Annotated in this window: 19 protein-coding genes; 14 read left to right on the forward strand and 5 right to left on the reverse strand. The window is 36.0% G+C overall.

Features of this window, described 5'->3' with window-relative positions; all coding sequences use genetic code 11:
- The first annotated feature begins 434 nt into the window (after window positions 1-434).
- The 8 genes from RCG20_RS19280 (at window position 435) to RCG20_RS19315 (ending at window position 7,950) form a co-directional block, all read left to right on the forward strand.
- On the forward strand, window positions 435-1,688 hold the full coding sequence (locus RCG20_RS19280; RefSeq protein WP_308181752.1) for a cation:dicarboxylate symporter family transporter: 1,254 nt from the start codon (window positions 435-437) through the stop codon (window positions 1,686-1,688).
- 68 nt (window positions 1,689-1,756) lie between these two features.
- Complete coding sequence (locus RCG20_RS19285) at window positions 1,757-3,049, forward strand: Glu/Leu/Phe/Val family dehydrogenase (protein WP_308181753.1); 1,293 nt, start codon at window positions 1,757-1,759, stop codon at window positions 3,047-3,049.
- Window positions 3,050-3,361: 312 nt separating this feature from the next.
- Window positions 3,362-3,904, forward strand: coding sequence for a hypothetical protein (locus tag RCG20_RS19290; protein WP_308181754.1), 543 nt, complete (start codon window positions 3,362-3,364; stop codon window positions 3,902-3,904).
- Window positions 3,905-3,979: 75 nt separating this feature from the next.
- The gene (locus RCG20_RS19295; protein ID WP_308184404.1) at window positions 3,980-4,327 is read left to right on the forward strand and encodes a DUF350 domain-containing protein; all 348 of its coding nucleotides are present in this window, start codon (window positions 3,980-3,982) and stop codon (window positions 4,325-4,327) included.
- Between the two features lie 53 nt (window positions 4,328-4,380).
- Window positions 4,381-4,842 (forward strand): RNA helicase, encoded by a 462-nt coding sequence (locus RCG20_RS19300; RefSeq protein ID WP_308181755.1) that lies wholly within the window; start codon window positions 4,381-4,383, stop codon window positions 4,840-4,842.
- A complete protein-coding gene (locus RCG20_RS19305; RefSeq protein WP_374120488.1) occupies window positions 4,839-6,083 on the forward strand; it encodes a glutathionylspermidine synthase family protein in 1,245 nt (414 codons plus the stop codon). Before RCG20_RS19300 ends, RCG20_RS19305 begins: the two co-directional genes overlap by 4 nt.
- Window positions 6,084-7,115 carry an ion channel gene (locus RCG20_RS19310; RefSeq protein ID WP_308181756.1) on the forward strand — a complete coding sequence of 344 codons (1,032 nt, stop codon included), beginning with the start codon at window positions 6,084-6,086 and terminating at the stop codon, window positions 7,113-7,115. It begins immediately after the preceding gene.
- A gap of 118 nt (window positions 7,116-7,233) precedes the next feature.
- On the forward strand, window positions 7,234-7,950 hold the full coding sequence (locus RCG20_RS19315) for a YwaF family protein (RefSeq protein ID WP_308181758.1): 717 nt from the start codon (window positions 7,234-7,236) through the stop codon (window positions 7,948-7,950).
- A 45-nt stretch (window positions 7,951-7,995) separates the two neighbouring features.
- On the opposite strand, the gene RCG20_RS19320 is transcribed toward RCG20_RS19315, so the two are convergent.
- Together RCG20_RS19320 and RCG20_RS19325 are read right to left on the reverse strand one after the other, a co-directional pair.
- A complete protein-coding gene (locus RCG20_RS19320) occupies window positions 7,996-9,429 on the reverse strand; it encodes a sensor histidine kinase (protein WP_308181759.1) in 1,434 nt (477 codons plus the stop codon).
- Window positions 9,430-9,468: 39 nt separating this feature from the next.
- A complete protein-coding gene (locus RCG20_RS19325) occupies window positions 9,469-10,659 on the reverse strand; it encodes a beta-ketoacyl-[acyl-carrier-protein] synthase family protein (protein ID WP_308181760.1) in 1,191 nt (396 codons plus the stop codon).
- Window positions 10,660-11,913: 1,254 nt separating this feature from the next.
- Here RCG20_RS19325 and RCG20_RS19330 point away from each other — a divergent pair.
- Window positions 11,914-12,420 (forward strand): hypothetical protein, encoded by a 507-nt coding sequence (locus tag RCG20_RS19330; RefSeq protein ID WP_308181761.1) that lies wholly within the window; start codon window positions 11,914-11,916, stop codon window positions 12,418-12,420.
- 35 nt (window positions 12,421-12,455) lie between these two features.
- On the opposite strand, the gene RCG20_RS19335 is transcribed toward RCG20_RS19330, so the two are convergent.
- Window positions 12,456-12,830, reverse strand: coding sequence for an arsenate reductase family protein (locus tag RCG20_RS19335; protein ID WP_308181762.1), 375 nt, complete (start codon window positions 12,828-12,830; stop codon window positions 12,456-12,458).
- A gap of 1,798 nt (window positions 12,831-14,628) precedes the next feature.
- Here RCG20_RS19335 and RCG20_RS19340 point away from each other — a divergent pair.
- The 5 genes from RCG20_RS19340 to RCG20_RS19360 all read left to right on the forward strand — a co-directional run bounded on the left by RCG20_RS19340 (window position 14,629) and on the right by RCG20_RS19360 (window position 20,579).
- Window positions 14,629-15,411, forward strand: coding sequence for a phosphorylase family protein (locus tag RCG20_RS19340; protein ID WP_308181763.1), 783 nt, complete (start codon window positions 14,629-14,631; stop codon window positions 15,409-15,411).
- 156 nt (window positions 15,412-15,567) lie between these two features.
- Window positions 15,568-16,326, forward strand: coding sequence for an ABC transporter ATP-binding protein (locus tag RCG20_RS19345; protein ID WP_308181764.1), 759 nt, complete (start codon window positions 15,568-15,570; stop codon window positions 16,324-16,326).
- On the forward strand, window positions 16,323-18,800 hold the full coding sequence (locus tag RCG20_RS19350) for an FtsX-like permease family protein (RefSeq protein ID WP_308181765.1): 2,478 nt from the start codon (window positions 16,323-16,325) through the stop codon (window positions 18,798-18,800). The genes RCG20_RS19345 and RCG20_RS19350 overlap by 4 nt, the downstream gene beginning before the upstream one ends.
- 101 nt (window positions 18,801-18,901) lie before the next feature.
- Entirely contained in the window at window positions 18,902-19,111 is a 210-nt protein-coding gene (locus RCG20_RS19355; protein WP_308181766.1) for a hypothetical protein, read from the forward strand.
- A gap of 187 nt (window positions 19,112-19,298) precedes the next feature.
- On the forward strand, window positions 19,299-20,579 hold the full coding sequence (locus RCG20_RS19360) for a WD40/YVTN/BNR-like repeat-containing protein (RefSeq protein WP_308181767.1): 1,281 nt from the start codon (window positions 19,299-19,301) through the stop codon (window positions 20,577-20,579).
- A 324-nt stretch (window positions 20,580-20,903) separates the two neighbouring features.
- Here the strand turns inward: RCG20_RS19360 and RCG20_RS19365 are convergent, their stop codons facing one another.
- Together RCG20_RS19365 and RCG20_RS19370 are read right to left on the reverse strand one after the other, a co-directional pair.
- Window positions 20,904-22,247: a TldD/PmbA family protein gene (locus RCG20_RS19365; RefSeq protein ID WP_308181768.1), complete on the reverse strand. Its 1,344-nt coding sequence runs from the start codon at window positions 22,245-22,247 to the stop codon at window positions 20,904-20,906.
- Between the two features lie 3 nt (window positions 22,248-22,250).
- Window positions 22,251-23,639, reverse strand: coding sequence for a TldD/PmbA family protein (locus tag RCG20_RS19370; RefSeq protein WP_308181769.1), 1,389 nt, complete (start codon window positions 23,637-23,639; stop codon window positions 22,251-22,253).
- Between the last annotated feature and the right edge of the window lie 87 nt (window positions 23,640-23,726).

Raw genomic sequence — 23,726 nt, forward strand, 5'->3', positions numbered from 1 at the left:
AAGTTTGTAATCGTTTACAGCACTTTAATCTTTGATTTCGACCATCATATTAACCTATTTTACTATAAAACTATCAAAAAATTAAATCTACTTGTAACTTTTTATTAAAGTAGGATGCTAGGATAGTCCGCATAGGAGGTGATTCGCTTAACCATTGATTAAGGAAGAGTGGTAATGATATGCATGGGTTCTCTTCCACACAATGATTAAGTAATGTTTTTATCGGTTACCTATTTGAAAGATCTGCAAGATGGCTAACAGGGGTATTCGTTCAATGGGGTTGTTTTTATCCGGCTTTCTATCAGATAAGAAGGCATCTTCTATTATGATGAAGGTTTAGGATCTTAATTTACAAAAAAACAATTATAAGCTAGGGTTTTTGAGCAAGTATAGTTTCTTGGTCACCTTACTGCTTATGGATGGGGGAAGAACAAATGAAAAAAATTAGTTTAGCTTGGCAAATTTTTATTGGCCTAGTTCTTGGTATTATTGTTGGGGCAGTTTTTTACGGAAATCCGCATGTGGTGACATACCTACAACCAATTGGAAGCGTATTCTTAAGATTAATTAAAATGATTGTTGTTCCAATTGTTATCTCGTGCTTAGTCGTTGGGGTATCGGGAACAGGAGATATGAAGTCATTAGGGAAACTCGGAGGAAAAACGCTCCTTTACTTCGAGATTATTACGACGATTGCCATTGTTGTTGGACTTTTGATAGCGAATGTTTTTCATCCTGGTACAGGGGTAGATCGCTCACAACTTGTTAAAGCAGATATGAGCGCTTATGTTACCACTGAAAAAGCAACAGCAGCACATTCTGAGATTGATACGTTTGTAAATATTGTACCAACCAATGTTGTGCAGGCATTTGCAAATGGAGATATGCTAGCTATTATTTTCTTCTCTGTTATGTTTGGACTTGGCGTTGCTGCAATTGGAGAAAAGGGTAAACCGATCATTCAATTTTTTAGGGGAACAGCAGACGCAATGTTTTATGTCACCAACCAGATTATGAAGCTTGCGCCATTTGGTGTCTTCGCGTTAATTGGTGTTACTGTATCACAATTTGGGTTGGCATCCTTAGTACCTCTGGGAAAACTTGTTATTACCGTATATGGTGCAATGATATTCTTTATTTTGGTTGTTTTGGGAATAGTTGCAAAAATTGCTGGTTATAACATCTTTAAGTTATTGGGTTATTTAAAAGATGAGTTGATTTTAGGTTATTCAACTGCAAGTTCGGAAACAGTACTTCCTAGAATTATGGAGAAAATGGAGAGAATCGGCTGTCCAAAGGCGATTACATCCTTTGTTATCCCAACTGGTTATTCCTTTAACCTTGATGGATCCACTCTATACCAAGCGATTTGTGCATTGTTTATTGCCCAGATGTATGGGATTCATTTGAGCATTTGGCATCAAATTACGTTGGTTCTTATTTTAATGGTAACCTCAAAAGGGATTGCGGGAGTGCCCGGAGTGTCGATTGTCGTTCTACTTTCTACTTTAGGAAGTGTGGGAATTCCAGTAGAGGGCCTAGCATTTATTTTAGGAGTTGACCGAATTCTTGATATGGCACGTACATGTGTAAACATTGTCGGCAACTCGTTAGCTGCCATTGTCATTTCAAAATGGGAGGGCCATAAGCCTAAGAGCCCTGAAGATCTAGAACAAGAGGCTGCCTAATTAAGTGGAGATCCACTTTCGAATGCTATTGCCATTAAAAAAAACAGACTGTTAGAGGTGTTTCGACCATGACTGAGGTTGCTGTATTAAGTGAAGTATCAAAACAACAACAAGCAGAACAAGAATCGTTAAATATGTACTACTCAACGCAAACGATCATTCATGAAGCGTTGCTGAAATTGGGTTATAAAGAAGAAATGTTTGAGTTACTAAAAGAGCCACTACGGTTTTTTTCGGTTCGGATTCCAGTGAAAATGGATGATGGTTCTGTTAAGATCTTTACAGGCTATCGTTCCCAGCATAATGATGCAGTCGGCCCGACAAAAGGTGGCGTTCGCTTCCATCCAGAGGTTGATGAAGCTGAGGTTAAAGCATTGTCCATATGGATGAGCTTAAAATGTGGTATTACCAATCTTCCATTCGGTGGGGGAAAAGGCGGAATCATTTGTGATCCACGCCAGATGTCACTTAATGAACTTGAAGCATTGAGCCGTGGTTATGTTCGAGCTATCAGCCAAATTGTAGGCCCAAATAAAGATATTCCTGCACCGGATGTCTATACCAACTCCCAAATTATGGCGTGGATGATGGATGAGTACAGCTGTCTGCGTGAATATGACTCACCAGCATTTATTACGGGTAAACCAATTGTATTAGGCGGCTCACAAGGTCGTGAAACAGCCACTGCCCGTGGTGTAGCGATCGTAATAGAAGAGGCAGTAAAGAAAAAGGGAATTGAACTTAAAGGTGCACGTGTCGTTATCCAAGGCTTTGGAAATGCAGGAAGCTACTTGGCAAAATTCATGCATGATGCCGGGGCTAAGGTGGTTGGTGTTTCTGATGTTTATGGTGCAATCGCTAATCCTGATGGACTCGATATTGATTATTTACTAGACCATCGAGACAGCTATGGAACATTCTCTAAGTTATTTTCTAGTACGATAACAAACAAAGAACTATTCGAACTTGACTGTGATATTCTTGTTCCTGCGGCTATTTCGAACCAAATTACTGAAAAAAATGCTGCAGATATTAAAGCTTCTATCGTGGTAGAAGCAGCGAATGGACCGACAACTCTTGAAGCAACGAAAATATTAACAGAACGTGGAGTTTTCCTCGTTCCAGATATTTTGTCCAACTCTGGTGGCGTCACAGTTTCCTATTTTGAATGGGTCCAAAATAATCAAGGATATTATTGGACTGAAGAAGAGGTTGATGAAAAACTCAAAAAGATCATGGTTGATTCTTTTGAAAATATTTATCATACTGCCCAAAGCCGTAAAGTCGATATGCGCTTAGCTGCTTATATGGTCGGAATCAAAAAAATAGCAGAAGCCTCAAGTTTTAGAGGCTGGGTGTAAAAACAAGATCATGTTTAGAAAAAATACTTTTTCCGTATTTACGGGGAGAGTATTTTTTTCTGTTCGCTAATCAGCGATTTTTCTTTAAATATGGGCAGTAAGCGGTTATTTTCTTTATTCTCCTGCCCTTAAAGTAACACTTTTCTCTCTAATATCTAATTAACTTCTGTGCGGAGAAATTTCTTTAAGTCTTTCCAAAATTACATATTTATGACATTATTAAAATAATGTCCTAGGAAAATATGGAACAACTTGAATCTTTTTGGAAATTGGTTCGTAAATTATAAAGCACTATGAAATGGGGTGAATGAATTGGGAAAAACAATGAAAGTGATGGCGGGAATTACTTCGACTGTGTTCATGCTTGGCATTGCTGGCTGCGGGGGATCTTCTCAAGATCAGATGTCGGAAAAAGAATGGAATGATTTTACGGAATCAAATCAATCTTCTTCCGGTTCTTCGAGCGGCAGCTCTTCAGATACGCCAACCTATGATAACGAAGAAATTCCACCGGCACCAGAAGACCAAAATTGTTCAAATTGGGAATGGGACTCGGATGACGGAGTTTATCAATGTGAAGATGGGGGTACAAGTTATTATCACCATTATTATCACGGCGGCAGGTATTTCAGCAGCAAGTCAGATTTGTTCAAAAGCTCAGAGTATATGAAGTATAAAAACAGTTCCATTTTTAAAGGCAGAAACACAGCGGGAAATACAAACGGGGGAACCAGCACAAACAGTGGAACCAGCACAAACAGCGGAACCAGTACAAATAGCAGTACAGGATCTGATGGATCTACCGTCAAAGGTAGCTCTGGCTTTGGAAGTGGCTCGAATAGCTTTGGGGGTTAATTTAATGGAAAGGGAGGGATCATTGTGAATTTATATATTAATTTTGCCTCTTATTTAGGGGTTGCGCTTTTACTCATGGCCGCAGGAATTTTGATTTTTGTCGTGAGTACACCAAAAGTGAAGGAATTCAGCCTCATTCGAGAAAAGAACGCAACTGCTGCACTGTCGCTTGGTGGAAAAATGGTAGGCTTGGCACTCGTTTTAGGTGCTGCAGCTGAATATTCCGTGTCACTTCTTGATATGGCGATATGGGGAGCAGTAGGAATCATCTCGCAAATTATCATTTTTTTCTTTGCTGAGTTGATAACAATTCGTTTCAGCATCAGCAAGGCCATTGAGGAGGATAATCGGGCAGTAGGGATTATGCTATTTTCATTGTCACTATCGATTGGCTGGATCGTTGCAAAATGCCTGTCCTACTAATTAGAAGTAAATATCCACTGCTACTATTTTTAGATTATGCTAGAGGTGCTTGAATGAAAAAACTGACCTATTTTATCGATAAAGGCAATGGCGATTATGAGCCATTTTATGAATATACTGTTCCCTCTGTCGGCGTTGATGAATTGTATGCCAGACAGCTTTGCACTTATTTTATTATGCGAGGGCGCCAGTACCAGCTAGTTTCCAATGAAATGGAGGGGGAGGATGACATTCTTGTGCTTCAAGAAATCGGCAGGAATGTAACCTCCGCCAATGAGTTTGGCTTTCGTGGCAAAGGTCTACATATTGAAATACGGAAATTCAGAGAAGAAGAGAATTATAAGCGGCTTGCCCTTATACCTTGTAAAACCCATTTTGACATCATTCGGTATCTGCTTAAGGATGTCGTCGATGTTCCAGGTTCTGGCCAAATGATGATGACTTCTACTGAAATAGATGAGGACCGAGGAGTTTATGTCATTTATGTAAAAGAGCTTGGGGAGGCGGAATCTTGAGTTCGTCTTATAATGAAAAAAGAAGCCATTTTTATAGCAGGCTTGAAAATTTCTGGCCCGATCTTTATGGCGAGGAATATGCCCTCTATGATATTAGGCTTGAAGACAGCGCTGAAATTAAAAAAATTCGCCTTGCCAGCGCCCGTATTGGCCATATTTTCTTCAAGGTATGCAGACTGCTTCGGGAAGTGCCGGACACCACTCTTCTTGAAATGGGTTACCCAGCGGAGACCCTTCCATTTTTGCGTTTAAAAACACTAAATTCGGAAAGCGTTATTGCAAGGCTTGATCTTATTCGTCACCAGGATTCATACAAATGCATTGAAATTAATGCTGATACCCCAACTTTCATTAAAGAGCTGTACCATATCAATGGTAAGGTGTGCAAAGAATTTGGTGTGGAGGATCTTAATGAAGGGCTAGAAAAACTGTTAGGTGAATCCGTTTATCAAAGTGTCATTAAAGCGGCAAGGCAACCAAAAGAGAAGAATCCAACTATCGTTTTTACTGCCCATGAAGATAGTCTGGAAGACAGAGAAACAGTTCTGTATCTCAAGAAAATATCTGGGCTACCTTCAAGATTTGTTCCGCTTCATAAACTTCAGATTGAAAAAGATAAAGGATTGTATGATGAATTTGGTCGAAAAATTGATATTTTGTACCGGCAGACTGTTCCTATCGAAAACCTGATCTCCGATGAGGATTCTGAGGGAAACAAGATAGGTTTATGGCTGCTCGACCTTGTCCAATCGGGAAAGCTCGCTGTCGTTAATCCGCCTTCTGCATTTTTGTTGCAAAATAAGGCTGTCCAAGCCGTTATTTGGGGACTGCATCAGGAAAACCATTTATTTTTCACAGAGAAAGAACATGGCTGGATTGAGGAATATTTCTTGCCGACATTTTTAGAAGAGGATTATTTTTTCAAAAGTAAAAAGTCTTACGTTAAAAAGCCTTCCTTCGGGCGTGAAGGCGATACCGTCGAGATCTTTACGGGAACTGGCAAAAGGGTGGATGCTGACCCACAAACAACGTATAAATCATTCCAGGCTGTTTACCAGGAGTATATCGAACTCCCAAGTGTAACCTTTACTAGTGAAAAGGGTGTGCAAGATGGCAGACTTTTGATCGGTTGTTTTCTGCTGAACGGGAAACCGGCAGCTGTCGGTTTTAGAGTTGGAGGCCAAATTACAAACAATCTTTCTTATTACTTACCTGCAGGGTTAAAAAGGGGAGAGCAGTAAATGTGGATTTTACATAAGATTTTTATAAAAATGACGAAAATTTCACTTTTGCAGGCACTAGGTCTTGCCTTTTTGCTGATCATGGTAAGCAGCCTCACAATGAGAATGGTCGAGCCCGAAACCTTCCCTCGATTTATCGATGCAATATGGTGGACGATGACGACATTAGTTACAGTTGGTTATGGAGATTTTTTTCCGAAAAGTGATTTCGGGCGAATTTTTACGATGCTTCTCCTTTACACTGTTGGAATTGGAGCAATGGGTGTTATTATCGGAAAAATTTTTGAAAGTCTTAGCACGTACCTGAAGCTGAAGGAGGAAGGAAAATTGTCGTATTCAGGGAAAGGGCATTATATTTTGATCGGATCATCAAAGGAAAAGCTCGAAAATGTACTCGAAGAAATCATTTGTGGTAATGAAAAATGCGATGTGGTTGTAATCGACCATGCTGATCGAACACCATTTGAGCATGAACGGCTCCATTTTGTCAGCGGCAATCCTGCTGAAGAAGAGGTACTGATGAAAGCAAATATTCTTCAGGCAAAATCTGTTGCCATTTTTTCAGATGATATGAATATTCATTCTGAACTTGCTGACGGGAAAACGCTTTTGATTGCCTCCCGTGTAGAGCATCTCTCAAAAAAGTACGAAAAAAGCATTTACACTATTGTTGAAATTAAAAAAGACAAACATATTGCATTGTTTGAACATGCGAACGTGGACGAATTTATTCTTTCAAATGATTCAGTTTCACGCCTCATGGCTCAGGCTGCGATTAACCATGGTTCTAGTAAACTATTTAATCAGTTATTGAGCAATACTGAGGGTGAGAATCTTTATGAAATTAACAAGAAAGCACACTGGGTTACCTATAAAGATGCGGCAATGGAGTTGTTTGAAATGGGGGCTACGCTGATTTCAGATGGTAGCACACTTGATATTGCTCGTAGAAATCAAGAGAAAATCGCGGATCAGGCAAAAATGTTTGTTATTTGTAATGAAGAAACGTATAAACAAATTACCTCCAGGTAAATGATCTAGAGTTGTACAGCCCGGGGACAGTCCCCTAATTGCAGAGAATAAACTTGAATATTTTTCGACAAACTATAAAGTACTTATAAAATTAATTCGAGTAATGGGGTAGTTCGGGATGCAAGCTTATTTTCAGTTTCACTCAAAACTTGATTCATTTCAGCTTTTTTCAGTTGCACACCTCTTTACGATCGGAATTATTTTAGCTCTCTGCTTACTCTTATTTGTCATACATAATGAGGTTAGTAAGAAACAGAGGATTTTACGTTTCTTACTAGTGTTTATTTTATTCATTGCTGATTTATTGCACCATCTATGGCTTATTTATGAAAATGCTTGGTCAATCAAAAAGGATTTACCTCTTCATCTAAGTGATCTTGCAGTCTTTCTTGCAATTGTGATGCTGTTAACGAGAAACTACAAACTATTTCAATTTATGTATTTTGCTGGGATAGGAAGCTCTATTCAAGCGATCATAACCCCTGACCTTGGCAAATTTTCGTTTCCCCATTTTCAATATTTCGAGTTTTTTATTTTACACGGAGGGGTTGTACTGGCTTGTTTGCTTATTGTGGTTGCCTTCAAATTCAAGCCTACGCATCGTTCTTTGTGGGCGACCATTCTTATTGTGAACCTTTATGCAGCATGTGTATTTTTTATAAATAAGACAATTGGTTCTAATTATCTCTATATCATTGAAAAACCAGGAAACGCATCTATTTTAAATTATCTTGGCCCTTGGCCATGGTATCTTTTATCAATGGAGCTGGTGATGATTTTAAGCTTTTATATACTTTACAGTCCATATAGAGGGGTCAGTCGCCGCCGGCGTTAAATCAGTGGGACTGACCCCTCTATACACTTTTTCGTCATTCTTTTTTTATATATTACTCATCTCAAATTGGGGAATTCTTATTTGAAAATGGGTCCCGGCAGGTGAACTATTGGCGACAATGATATCTCCTCTATGTTCAAAGATAATTTTTTTTACAAAAGGAAGACCCAACCCCATCCCTTTTTCCTTAGAAGACATAAATGGATCAAAAATGCTCTCCCAGTTTTCAGGTGCGATCCCTTGTCCAGTATCATAAAAATTAATAGCAATAAAATCATCATAAAGGTCGATATTTATTTTAATTTTTCTAGTTTCCCTTTCTAAAGGGATTGCTTCCGAACTGTTTTTTATTAAATTAATGAAGACTTGCTGCATATATGTTCTATTTATATAGGATTTTAAAGGTGTGTATTCACTAATAAATTCAATGTCAATCTGTTTGTCCTTTGTCAATTCTTTGGAAAATTCAATCGCTTCTTCAATAATCTCATTCAGTTCTTCTATTCTAAATTCCATTTTAGAATTTTTCATATATTCTCTGTAGTTATTAGCAAGGTCATCTGTTTGTTTGGCACCCTTTAAAATCATTTCTAAGGAGCCTCTTTCAAATTCCGATAGGGAATGGCTCTTTTCCAGCATTTTTGCAAAACCTGTTATCACTTGATTTGTATTTTTAATTTCATGTATTAAGCTACCTGCTAAGTTGCCGGTATAGTCTAGTTTTTTCTGTCTCTCTACTACTTGATTGTATTTAATTGTCATATCGTGATTCATCTTAATAAATGAGAACATAATAATGACAGAAAAAATAATTACGCCAATGCTGCTTGCAATAGCACCTGTTGTAGGCGAAAAATTAATAAAACCTGTCAAAAACAATAAAAATGAACAGATTGAAAATGTACTTAAGAAATTTTTAACGCTTGTGTTATGAATCTTCCAAGATATAAGAAATAAAAAAATAAAAAATAAAATAAAACTACTCATATGTACCATAAACACCCAGGATATAGAACCATATATCGGAAAATAGAATTCAACGGGAGAGTAGGTAACTTTTACAACTTTTAATCCTTTTATACCAAAGTCTGTCCAATTTATAATATAGATGATGGAACTCCATATAAGTAAAAGGTATAAGATTTTCTTTGTAAAAACAAAATTTAATAACTTATTTAGAATTGTGTCACTTTTAAACGTAGTGGAATATTGATTCATGATGACGTATGCTACATAAAATACAACTGGAATTCCGTAAATGAGTGCAATTCGACAAAGTCGGAAAAGATTAAGGATAACGTCTTGATTAAATAAATCCTTAAAATAAAGGATCCCGATATCTTCCTGCCAAATAGTGATTAATAACATATATATAAATAAACTTAAAGATAACTTTGTCCCTTTATAGATTCTCTTGATGCCCAGTGCAAGAACGATAGGGATTATTCCAATCGTACAAATCAATATTCCAATGATCATATAACTTTTCCCCTCCGATGTTTAAACATAGAAAATGAATTAGCTCGATTTTTTTATGTAAGCACAGGTGTTGTTTCCGCCTAGTCCATGGTTTGTAATGACCACTTCATTTACTTCCTGATATTTAGTCGTGGTTACAATATTCATGTTTTCAAATCCTTTTTTGGATGTCCGAATAGTAGGCGGGATAAAATTATGTTGAATACTTAATAACGATGCAATTACTTGCACAATTCCACTAGCACCAAAAGGATGTCCGATCATACTTTTTATTGAGGTATATGGAACTTGATGGTTGAATATTTCTTCGGAACATCTTTTTTCAATTCGATCATTGAGTTGAAATCCAAGGGCTTGGCTATTAACATAATCTGGTTTACGCCCATGAGTTATTTCTTTTAGGGCATTAATCATTTGCTGTCCTGTTTCTTCTGCAGCGAAATTATAAACACTATCATTATTTGAAATTACATCTACAATTTCACCTTTAATATGTGTCTCTCTTTTTATCGCTTCATCTTTTCTTTCTAAAATAATGGCGCCAGCTGCTTCTGAGACAGCAAACCCGTTACTATCTTCCTGAAATGGGACTGCTCCAGTGAAAATATCTTGATTAAGTGGAAGACCTTTTGTTTTTGCAAATGCGTAAGTAGTTGCTTTACTAATCGGGCTGTCTGATCCTCCCACAATTGCGATATCAATGATCCCACTTTTTAAATAAAGAATGGCATCCTGAATAGCTTCTAAACTTGATGTACAGCCAGTTGAAGTGGTTTTTGTAATTCCGTTTGTCCCAATATAATGTGCAATAGAAGCCGTGCTACTATGATGATTGGCCAAATGAGTAAAAGTCATTGGTATTTTTCTATAATTATCTTCGTTTGAAAAGATTATTGAATCTTGAAATGACTGTTCAATAAAGGAACCTAATGAACTTCCCCAAAAAAGTCCTATTTTCCTATTTTTTAAATTCAGGTTAGCGGACTGAATAGCCTCTTCGGCAGCAGCCATTCCGAGTTTCGTAACCCTGGGAAGTCTCTTTAGCAGCTTATCATTTTCAAACTTTTCTATACCAGTTTTAATTATTCCTACTATGTTAGATTCGTTTTGAGGGCCAGCATTCTCAACTGTTTCAATACAGCATACCCCATTTTTTAGATTAAATAAGTATTGATCAATATTTACTGTATTTGGAGCGATGATTCCATACCCCGTACAAACTATATTCATTTAGTAAATAGCCACCTTAGTAATAATTTATATGCTACTATTATACTATTATACTATTACATATTTATACAAAAATCGCCATTTTTCGATAGAATTCAACAATAATTTACACTGTTTTTACGGAACAAGCGGTTTTGTTTTAATAATATCTCGTCTTTTAAAAAATACCAAAATAGTTCAAAAGATGGAAACTGTTTTTTACCAATTAATAAGCAATAATTTGATGACATAAGAAAGCGGCTACTTTTTTTATCCTATTTTAAAATAAATATTTAGATTGTTAAGTGATGTACGTAAAATAAGTTTTTGTTTAGCTTAACATATTATTAGAAATATATGGTAAAATTATGTGTGTGATTAAGTAGGAGGGTGGTACTAATGAAGGTACTATTGGAGTTAATACGAATCGTTTTTATATTTGTATTTTTCGTTGGAATTTTAAGTTCCATTATTAAGTATGTATACATAAAATTAGGTACTAACGTTGACACTTATGGCTGGATGGTACTAATCGCAATTCTGACATTATTTTTTGTACTGTATAGGAATAAATATCAGTTTAGTGGATGGTATTCGGGTAAAGGCCGAGAAAAACTCCCCAAAAAAATATCAAAATTGCTCATATCTAGTTCAATAGTATTATTGGTATTGCCTCCTATTTTAAGTTTCCTATTCAACTAATAGGACAACAGTTTTTTTGTCTAGTGGAATCAAGGCTGGATAGCAGTAACGGAATAATGCTTAATCATCACCGTGATCAGCAGGGGCTTAAGGCTCCTGTTTTTGCGTTTATTCGGGGTAGCAGGGTCTGAAATTTATCAAAGGTGATAAGAGAAAAATTTTACCAATGATCTAGTTTCTCAAGTGGCTAGCGTGAATTACTTTAGTTACCAATAATGCTAAATTTCACTATGCAGGATTGTAGTAAATTAGATTCAATTAGAGTTGATAAAGTGATTTTCCTTATTTTTGAGACCAAAAGCATATTCCCATATGGTAAAATTAGACTTATTGAGAAATTACATGTTTGGGAGGAATATCCTATTTCTAGATTTGAACTTGACATAAATATCTTTATAGCTTGATACTTTTAAAAGGAACTATCATGGTAGGAACATTTAGGTATTAAAATATCTATTCCAGGCAGGACCTTTTACGTTGATTTGTGGAAGCATGTTTCCGGATAAAATAAATTTTTACAGAAATAGTAAATCAATAACGAATAGTTGAACTTACGGTATGGGGGAACGGTTTATGGTTGGGATAAAATCCGTAAAAATTGATGGAGAGAGTCTACATGTATTTAAAAGCGCGATCTATATCTTGGTGGCAAGTTCGGGATTCACGCTGGAATTGGGTATGATTGTCAGTGAAGTTGTGGTAAAAAAATATAGAAAAGTGGAAAATCTAATTATTGAGATAGAGTTAGAAGATGGTAGAATCATCAATTCAATTATGCATTTAAAAATCTTTTCAGGTGGCTTACCACAGCTAAATTTGTTCTGTGAACTCGATGACATTCAGGACTATGAAGATTTTGATAAGTTGAACGAAAATGATTCGTGGTTTCCGAATATTGAGGATGGGATTACATTAGAAGAAATAAGAAGAGTGGAAATGCCCAATGAAGAAATTAGTTTGAAATTAAACCTGCCAATTGACCAAGCTGAATGGTTAAAAAATCAAAAAAAGGCGAGTTTAAATGAACTCTTCAAAGAGTTTATTCATTACTATTGGGAAAAACAGGGTTTAAAAAAATAGACTTTCATAAAATGAGAGTCTATTTTTTCATATATTTATATAAAGTCTAATGATTGGGAACTTATTTTTTCAAGTTCTTCTTCTTTGAATCCAATGATAACCTTCTCGCCATTTGTTAAAATAGGTTTTTTTAGTAACATGCCATCTGTGGCCAATAAATCGAGCAGTTCTTTTTCCGTTGCTGTCTTTATTTTATCTTTTAATCCCAATTCACGGTATTTCTTAGTACTCGTACTAACGAAATTTTTTATTTCAAGGCCACTATTTTGATAAAGATCTTGAAGTTCTTCCCGTGATGGAGGACTTTTAACTATATGCATTTCATTATAGGAAACTTGATGATCATCAAGCCATTTTTTTACTTTCCGACATGTTTGACATTGTGGATGCCAATATAAAGTTAATGCCATAATCTCTACCTTCTTTTTTAAAAAATAATTGGTCACTATACATAGTACCATAGTCTTTATCATTTTTAACGGTAGATGCCTTTTGGATACCTCAACGATTATTTAGCCTGGTTCATTTCTTGGATTATGTTCAAAATCGAAGTGACAATGATAATAAAAAAATAATGGTAGAAAGTTGCTTGTCTCCAATAAACTCAACTTATTGTAGTCTTCGGATGTGTCCAAGTTTTCCACTAACCTATATATTTTTTCTATTTATAATTATACAAAGAGGGGTGACAATATGAGAAAAATAGTAATTGGTATTCTAATAGTCTGTTTATACTGTTTTCCGTTTGTTTATTTTTCAATGCACCAAGATTTTGCTAACCGTTCCATGATCGGCTATTTAATTATGATTGTAGTGACTTCACTTCTTGCGTTCTTCGGCAAACTCTGTCGCAATTCAATCTCTCTTATTATTGGGAATATATTATCTGTAATAATTTCATTTTATTTCATAAGCGAGATGACAGGGAACGAACGATGGGGTGGCTATTTTAAGCCATTAACTCCAAATCAATTATTAATCCTGGTTAGTTTTTTGAATTTAATTCCTCAGTTCTTCGCTATGAAGTTAGCTAATAGACACAAAAATAAAGTTAAAGATTAATTTGATTGAGAAGAGTAAGGCTCAAACTTGGTTGAGAAACAAAAGAAAAGGCCTTCATCGAGGTTATGAAGGCCCAAACTTGGTTGAGAAACAAGAGAAAGGCCTTCATCGAGGTTATGAAGGCCCAAACTTGGTTTAGAAACAAGAGAAAAGGCCTTCAGCGAGGTTATGAAGGCCCAAACTCGGTTAAGAAACAAGAGAAAAGGCCTTCATTGAGGTTATGAAGGCCCAAACTCGGTTAAGAAACAAGAGAAAAGGCCTTCATTGAGGTTATGAAGGCCCAAACTCGGTTTAGAAACAAGAGAAAAGGCCTTCATCAAGGTTATGAAGGCCCAAACTTGGTTGAGAAACAAGAGAAAAGGCCTTCATTGAAGCGAAGATAGACAAATCCTTATGGGAATTTTCCCATGATTTGTATAGTGTGGAAAACATACGAATGAACAAGTAATTTCTCTGTTATTTCCAGACTTATACTCCACAAGTAAACCCGTTAGTATTTTTCCAAGTAGTTCCGTTTTTGTGGAGAAACATTTCATATAGCAACCTAATTAGTAGACCAAATCGCATAGGATTTGGTCTTTTTAAAATTACATATTATATCAATGTTTATTTGAATTTTAATATTCGTAACGACTTATTCTTATAGTTTTACCACAAAAGGTAAAATATGTTAAAATCAATCATACGACTTTGTTATTCTCTTAATTTTCAAAAAAATGGAAGGTTGCTATGAGCGGATATTTATTAATATGGACTATTTTATTGGCATCTCTTTTAATTTTAAACATTAGGGCTATTTCTTTGTATAACAAGAAAGAAGCACCTCTATGTTTTATCTGACATACTCATTGGTATTTCAGGACCAATTATTGGATTTATATCGGTCAATATTTTTCAAAAGATGGAACATAGCTCGGATGGTGGCGAAGGAACAGCATTAGGAGCGGGATTTTCAGATCAATGGAGGTTGTCTTTGTAAAAAGTCTTCCCCAGGTTTCATTTTTAATTAAATTAAAAGGTTGCAAGAATTAAAGATTGGAATGCTATTTATATCAAAACCTAAATCAGGTAGATCTAGTCTCAGGCATTAAAATTATTAAAATAATTTATTATTCAAAAGTTAGACCTGAATGAAAGGAGCAAAATATGGATTTATACAATAAGATTAAATTGAGTATGGAAAAATATAGTGGAACAGTGGATTTCCTGAATGAGATATACGGATTAGATGAAAATGAAAATTATGAGGCTATTTTTTTAGCACCTACCTGGAAACCAGAAAAAATATTTAAAAATTACGATGCAATCATAGAATTGGTTAAAGAAGGATCGTATTTCAATGGCTACATCTTGAAAATAGATGGGAAGAAGTATGGTTATATTCAAGCTGGTAGTGGTGCATCAAATATGGTGGACCTTTGTTTGACATTAGGGAATAGTAAATGCAAAAAAATAATTTTTATAGGAGCAGTGGGGGGATTAAAAGAAGATTTAAAGATTGGAGATATTATTACACCATCAAAGTGTATTGCTGGCGATGGTGCTTCACTTTACCTGTACGAAACATTATCGAAAAACCATTTTCAAAAAGAGGTATATCCAAAACAAGATGTAAAGGAAAATGTGTTATCAATTGCTAAAAAAATGGGCTTAGATTTAAAAGAGAAAATCGTATATTGTACTGATTCGATATTCTGTGAGTATCTTCATTTAAATGAAATTTTACAGTTTGACAGTGAGGCAATAGAAATGGAGACAGCAGCATTTTACAGATGTATGGAGATTATGAACAAGGATGGAATTGCAATTTTGTGCGTTTCAGATAATTTATTAACGCAAAATTCTTTAGTTGGAAGAAGTAGTGAGGATACACATAAGTTTCATAAAAGCAGAGAGACATTAATTCCTAAATTGGTTTTGAGTTTGTAGAGATGAATCTTTTATTTAAGGTATATCAAAGGGGAATGAGGAAGGAACTTTTGAAGAGTTAATAGAAGATAAAGGTCGATGTCATGAAATGTATCTGTCCCAATCAGAGTGGTACTGAGTGGAAAGAGCATTAATCTTTTAGTGAGGTGCTTTAGGTTGAAAAATACTATTTTATCAATTCGGAATCTACATAAAGTCTATAAGGGACAGGAACATGAAGTCGTTGCACTTAATAAAGTTTCCTTTGATTTAAATGAAGGAGAAATTCTGGCAATTATGGGGACGAGTGGTTCGGGGAAAAGCACATTGCTAAATATAATTGGAGCTTTAGATGAACCAAACCAAGGGGAAATTGTCCTCCAAAATAAGAAACAAAAAGATATCTTTACTGAGCCGGAGGCAACGCTTTATCGTAGTCAAAACATCGGATTTATTTTTCAGGCATATCACCTCCTTAAAGATCTAACTGTCGAGGAGAATATTGCACTGCCATTGATATTAAAAGGCACTAAACGTGATGAAATCAGCAATAAAGTTGATAATATGCTTAGGATTGTTGGATTAAAGGAGTGGAGAAATCATAGGCCATTTCAATTATCAGGAGGCCAGCAGCAACGGGTAGCTATTGGCCGCGCCCTTATAACCTCCCCTCCAATCGTCCTCGCAGATGAACCAACGGGTAATTTGGATTTCAATACGTCTACAGACATTCTGAAGGTATTAAAAGACATGAAAGATCAATTTAATCAAAGCATTATCATTGTAACCCATGACCCTTATGTAGCAACCTTTGCAGACAGGGTCATGTTCTTCCACGATGGACATATTGTTGATGAGCTTATATGTCAACAGGATGAAAAAGATATGGATCGAATTCTAAGCAAGTTTAGAAAAATCATGGAGTATTCCAAATGATTCATTCAATTAAAGGATTGTCCCTTAGATTCTTTCAAACTAATAAGTTTATTGTCCTTTCATCCATCGTAACTGTAATGCTATCTATTTCTTTGATTATCATTATGTCTTTATTTATTGTTAATGCTAAGCAGTCACTTAAATCAGAAATACATAAATTATATGGGATTATGGATATTGCCGTTGGATATAACCTTGATGATAATAAGCAAATAGATACGGCCTTTATCGGAAATATTTCTAAACTAAAGAACGTACAAGCCTATTCGTCTGTATTGGTTACTAGACTGAACGTTAATAAGATAAGGTCTGAAGTATACACGCTCGGTATTGAAAATGATTCTCTTGGAAAAAGCAGATATCAGGTTAGCAAGAATATTGCCGAAAATGAGGTAAGTATTAATAAAAGGCTAGCTCAAGAATTAAAAGCGAAAACGGGAGATCAAGTATCAATTGAAAATAGGACACTTAGAGTGCGTGAAGTAATTGATGATATAGAAGGAGCAGGAATCGTAACCGATAAACTTATTTTATCTAGAAAAATTGTAAAACAAATAATATTGGAAAAGACAGGAGTTAATAATGAAGCAACTTATATTCAGATAAAGGCGAAAGTTGATGCTAATAAGATTTTCCTGGCAAATCAGATTAAGGAGCTTGACCCGTCTTTGAGAATTGATGTTGTAGAAGAAGACCCTATAATAAAGAAAAATTTAGAATACTTAAACGGATTTATTATTGTTCTTTCTATTCTTGTCCTGATTGTCACGTCATTAGTAGTAATTACAAATTTTGAAGTAGTGTTATATAAGTATAAAAATCAATTTGCTATTATGCGCTCAATAGGGGCAAGCAGAAACCAGATATTCAAGCTGGTTTGGATGCAAACAGGTCTCATTAATGCTACCGGAGCTTTACTGGGCTTCATTCTTGCATTAGGTTGTTATCAGCTCCTGCATGAAGGTCTGGAACAATTATTTTCATTTCAAAGTGAAAGTATCCAATTGCATTATAGTATAGCTATTCTGATCATGATTGTGAGTTTAGCATTAATACAGGCTTTCATGCTAGTACCTGCCTATAAAAGCACGAAAATACTGCCAATAAAAATCCTTCAAAGCAATGAAGAGAATGATTTCTCCGGTAAAAAATTCAGGAAGATCCTTGGAACCAGTATTTTAATAGCGTGTTTATCACTAATAGTATTCGGTATAGCAAATCGAGTTCCTCTCTACATTTTAGTTGCAGCTTTATTATTGGTCTTGGGTGTATTCCAATTGCTGCCTTTACTATTGCCTACGATCCTAGCACGTATTTCACCTTTAATTGGAATCGTATTTGGAAAACAGGCATATATTGCAATTCGAAATATGATTCCCCAAGTTAGAAGAAATACATTTGTCATACTAACAATTAGTACGATGATGATCATAGCAGTTTTTGGATCTGCTTTTTTTAATACGATCAAAACAAATGAGGAAAATTATCTGAAAGAACAATATCCAACAAATATCGTTCTAAAAAGCAGACTGGGTTCTCAATCTAATTTGCCTTTAACCGAACTACAAAATGAAATAAAGGAAGTAAATGGGGTTACAAGTTCTTATGCTACAACAGGTGTTGCAACAGCGGGTGTTGAGGTGAATGGAAAATTTAAGGATTTTGAATACCAATTGGTGGATATGAAAGAGATGTCAAGAGCAGGTTTCCTACCCGAACTGTCAAACGTAACTGGCAAGGAAATGATTGTCACTCAGGAATTTGCCGAAAAATATCATATTGAAAAAGGTGAAACTCTAAATCTGGGGCTTTATTCAGATGAAGCGCAAAAAATGATCCCGAATGGTACCTATACTGTATCAGGTATTGTAAAAGACTTTCCAGCAACGTTTACTGATGTAATTTTTGACCGAAGTAACAAAGCTTTTACTACAAAGTTTATTCACTTTGACAGTTTTTATATTAGCAGCAAAAATGAAAAGTCTACTCTGAAGGAAATAGCAACCTTGAAGCGCCAGTATCCCGAAATCCAAGTGAATAGTTATAAAACTTCGCTTAAAGAATCAAAATTAATGCTGTATCAGAGATGGCATATTTTTATTGCAGTGATTAATATTCTCCTTGTAAGTGTATGTATAGCTGTAATAAATACATTAATTAATAATGTATACTCGAAGAGAAAAGAACTGGCCATCCTGAGAACGTTATCTTTAAACCGGAATGGAATTACCAAAGTAATAATGACACAAATTTTTGTGTATATCTTACTTGGCCTGGGACTTGGCATGATATTAGGTATGCTAATGACCTATATTCTTAGCCTGATTGATGGTACTTCCATACACTTTGATTATTTGTATAGCGCTATCATTATTTGCGTTTTCATAGCAGTTATGAGTCTAATATTTATACCTTTTGCAAGAAGTATTGGTAAAACAAAGCTTTTCTTAGAGTTAGCACATGATAATAAGTAAATGGAGCATATGTTTAATATAAAAGAGGGTAATTAAAACATTCCAATATATTGCTAATGATTAATGGGGAAAATCCAAAAATGGTAGCGGAAGGCGAAACGATGAAAGAAAAAAAGGATAAACAGCAGTTAATAATGGGGTGTGTTTTGTTAGGAATTTTAATTATATTAGGAAGTTTACAAGTTGTTTTTTCGCCATTCATATTTGTTAGAGGTGTATCGTTAATTGCAGTCATAGGCTGTTCAATGGGTACAGGTGCATTTATAAGAGAACTTTTTATTTTAAAAATGGTTAAACAACCAAATCAATGAATGGCACTACGAGATAAACGAGTACCTTTCAAATAATTTCCTTACTGATACCTTAAAAGTGATCATTTACCTTTTAATTTTTTAAGGATTCACTTACTTTCTTACACAAAAATAGACGATGAAAATTGAAACCCTATTGGAGAAAATCAGTCTAATAGTAGTAAGAAAGTAAAAGTGGGGGAATTATATGCTGAAAAATAAAATGATTATGTTGGTTTTGAGTATTTCTCTTGTACTTACTGGATGTAGTACTGTGGTTCATCAAAAAACGAGTGATGTAAAAACAGAAAGCAAGAACCAAACAAGTCAACAAACAACAAATTCAAGCTCAGCATCTATAAATACTGGAACTAATCAATCCTCCGGAACAACAACAGATACATCAGGTGGAGCCAACAAATCACCTGGAACAACAGCAAATCCCAGTGGAATTTTACCAATTCAGCCTGTAAAGAATACTACAGCACTTCAAAATAACGTAAATAGGAGCTTGGTCACAGCCGTTAGACTAGCTGATTTCAATACAGGATGGGTTGGTGGTAATGGCTGGATAGCAAAAACTACTTCTGGCGGGAAAAAGTGGGCGGTTGTTTATCAAGGTAGTGGGACAGTAAAACAATTATTTGCGCTAAATCATTCAGATGTGTGGGCTACATTGAATCAAGGTGGTACTAATTTGCGACTCCTAAAATCCAGTGATGGTGGAAAGCACTGGGCCTTCATTGGAATAGTTCCTACAAATTCTTTTCTTCATTTTACATCAAAAACCACTGCCTTAAGTGGGAAATACTTATCACAAGATGGCGGAAAAAGGTGGATTTCATTGCCAACACCTAAAAGAATGGTGGGTGATGCTTATTTCCACGATGTAAAAAATGGGTGGGCAGTAACGCAAAGTAATAACGTATTTTATGTGAAAAGGGCGATAAATGGTGGGAAATCGTGGAGTACTGTCATGACCAAAAGTTTATTTTCCCCACTAGCAGGTGCCATGATACGCTCAGCCGGAACGAATGATGCTTGGATTGAGCTAATCGGAGGTACTGGAATGAATCAAACTGCATACTCCGTTTTTCACACTATTGATGGTGGGAAGTCATGGAAGACAGTTATAGCTAATTCAACGGCAGGCGGCGGACCAGCTCCTGGTTTCGGTCTAGAGTATAATAATGGGCCAAATAATATGGGGGCGAAACCTGGACCTCTTTATGTGGTAAATCCACAAATTGCATTTATGGGTGGGTCATGCCCAGCATGTGATATTCCAAATTCTATTGGTTGGACGAAAGATGCAGGAAAAACGTGGATAAACAGCAATGTGACGTTAAAAGGATATGGGGAAGCATATTTGGCAATAGCGGATGAGAAACATGGATGGTGGATTACGACTGAAAATGAAAAACCAAGTACTATGTATACCACATCAGACGGGGGCCTTCATTGGAATCAAATTCACATCTTTCGATAACTAAATTTGGAGTTTAACAAAATTTTAAAACCTCTTAAAGGGTCAAAATGTACTACAAAAAGGAAATTTTGATAAAAAGGGATACTCTTTCAGCCCTACAGAGTGATGACATTATCTAAAATAGAGGGATACAGTGAAGTTGGCGGGTAAAAAGCGGTTTTGCGCGGGTAAACACACGATTTCCGCGGGTAAAAAAATCAAAATGATACCTTCTTGGACTTCTGGAAAACCAACCCAATCTATCAAAGCACTATAAAAAACACTGAATATTATACTTAAAAAAGAGCAGGCCTCCACCGTATTATCGATGGAGGCCGACAATAATTATTCTACAGTAACAGACAACGATTTAATTAATACTGATGGAGAACCAATTGGTGATAGTGGGAAAATTAAATCAGAGCCAATTTCCTCAACATTTTGCAATAATTGATAAAAATTGCCGGCAATTGTCATTAAATTGACTGGGAAGCTGATCTTACCGTCTTTTACAAAGAATCCATTGGCTGCAACTGAAAAGTCACCAGAAATTTGGTTAGCTCCTGAGTGTAAGCCAGATAGATTAGTGATTAATATGCCTTCACCCATGGAAGCAAGTAACTCCTCAAATGATGTAGTTGAAGGCTCGATATAAAGATTGGATGGGCCCACTTTGACAGCCGTTTTATAGGAATCTTTATGGGCATGGCCAGTTGTTTCTGTTTGATCTTTTTTTGCTGTTTTTTGATTATGAAGTAAGGATTGTAAAACACCTGATTGTACCAAGGTAAGTTTCTTGGAAGCAACTCCCTCACTATCAAACGTTCTGCTTGCAAGACCATTTTCAAGGAGTGGATCATCAACAATCGAGATCTTTTGAGATGCAATTTGATTTCCAAGCTTATCATTCAATGACGAAATTCCAGCTTGAGTATTTTCAGCCGAAAAATTAGACGAAAATGTTGCGAATAGATTGGCGGCTGCATCATTTCTTAGTAGAACAGAATAATCTTTGCTCTTGATATTTCTAGACCCAAATTGGGAGATAGCTTCCTCTGCAGCTTTTTTGGCGATTTCTTTTGCATTTAACTGATGGAAGTCTTTTGTTATTTCAAATTCAACTGATGTTTTCGTTTCCTCTCCGTCTTTTGCGATGGCTTCCACGATTACATACAAATAATTTATTTTATCTTGTAATGACAAACCTTTATTATTGGCAAGATTTCTTGTAACCGACTCCGTCCGAATGGAACAATAATCTGTCGCGACGATTCTTGGATCTTGTGCAAATAATTCACGTTCCACATCTTTGATAAATTGTATTTTTTCAGGAATGGATACATCGGTAATGGACGAGCAGAAAAAGTTTCTTTGTTCGTATTGACTGCTTCCGGCAAAAATTTCCTCCATACTATCATCATTCATAAACGTTGCATTTTCTTTTGCATTATTTAAAAGGAAGGGGATGGATGTATCATCTGTTTTTTCTGAATAGGCATAGCCCATTTTACCATTTACCATCCCACGGAATGAGACGCCTCCGTCTTCAGCAATTTCATATTGATCAATTTCCCCTTTGTACACTTGGCAGCCAAAAACTTCCTTCTTTTCATAATAAATTTCAATATCTGTAAATCCACTTTTTTGTGCTTCACTAAAAAGCATTGTTTTAAATTCTTGTATTTCCATTTCTTATTCCCCCTTTGTCCCACCGACAGTAATTTCGCTGACACGGATCATCGGTTGACCAACATTCACTGGAATAGTTCCACTTAGAGAACCGCACATCCCTGTGCCATGACCCAAATTATTTCCGACCATATCGACAAGCTGTAAGGTTTTTGGCCCATTTCCAATCAAAGTAGCTCCTTTTAATGGTCTTCCGAGCTTTCCATTTTTCACTTCATAGGCCTCCATGATGGCAAAGTTATAATCACCAGTAGCTGGGTTGACTTGGCCACCGCCCATATACTTTGTATATATACCATTTTCTGTATTTGCAATAATTTCTGCAGGACTTGATTTTCCTGGTGCGATATACGTATTGGTCATCCTAGATGTTGGCGCAAACCGGAAGGATTGTCTTCTGCCTGAACCGGTTGCTTCCATCCCCATGCGTCTTGAATTAAATTTATCAATTAAATAGCCTTTTAGAATCCCATTTTCAATCAGGATGTTTTTTCGAGTTTTTTCTCCTTCATCATCAATATTGAGAGAGCCCCATTCATTTGGAAGGGTTCCATCATCAATGTATGTAACGATTTCTGGAGCAACCTTTTCTCCAATTCGCCCCGCAAATACTGAGTTGTTTTTAGCAACAGAGGTAGCTTCTAATCCATGTCCACATGCTTCATGAAAAATAACCCCGCCAAATTCGTTATCGATAATGATAGGGAATTTTCCACTTGGACATGGACTTGCATCCAACATTGTTACGGCAATCCGTGCTGCTTCTTGTGCATAATGATCTGTATTTAAATTTTCAAAGAACTCAAAGCCTTGATGTGCACCTGGCCCATATGAGCCCGCTTCCATTTGGTTGTCACGCACTGCCACAGCCTGAATGGCCAGTCTTGAACGTACTCGTTTGTCTTCGATATATTTTCCTTCTGAATTTGCTATCAGCACATTTTGTTCTTCGTCCATATACCGGACAGTAACCTGTGAAATACTATCGTGATAGTCCTTTGCACTATCATAGGCAGTCTTCATGATGGCTACTTTTCTAGATTTATCAACATCTTGTGGCATCAATTGAATAGGATGATTCGTACCATAGGATTCTTGTACAAAGGGAGGTAGCTTAATAATCGTATTTCCTTGAATGGCTTGTGCTGCATTTTTGGCTGCTTTAATAAGTCCTTCCTTACTAAAGTCAGTTGTATAAGCATAAACACTCTGCAATCCTTTAAACACGCGAATCCCAATCCCAAAATCCCTTCCTGAAAGACAGGTTTCTATTTTTCCACTTTGTAAGGTCATGTTGTTGGTAAATCGATCCTCAATGAAAATCTCAGAAAAATCCCCACCTGTTGATAAAGCTGTTCCTAGTACATCTTCAATTACAGTTTGACTAAACATATAGACCTCCCGTATTTTTTTAATAATAGAAAAATTCTGATATTGTCGATTAGAATCTTTCTATTAAACTTACGTATTAATGATACA

This window comes from Neobacillus sp. PS3-40, assembly GCF_030915485.1.
Lineage (GTDB): Bacteria > Bacillota > Bacilli > Bacillales > Cytobacillaceae > JAUZPL01.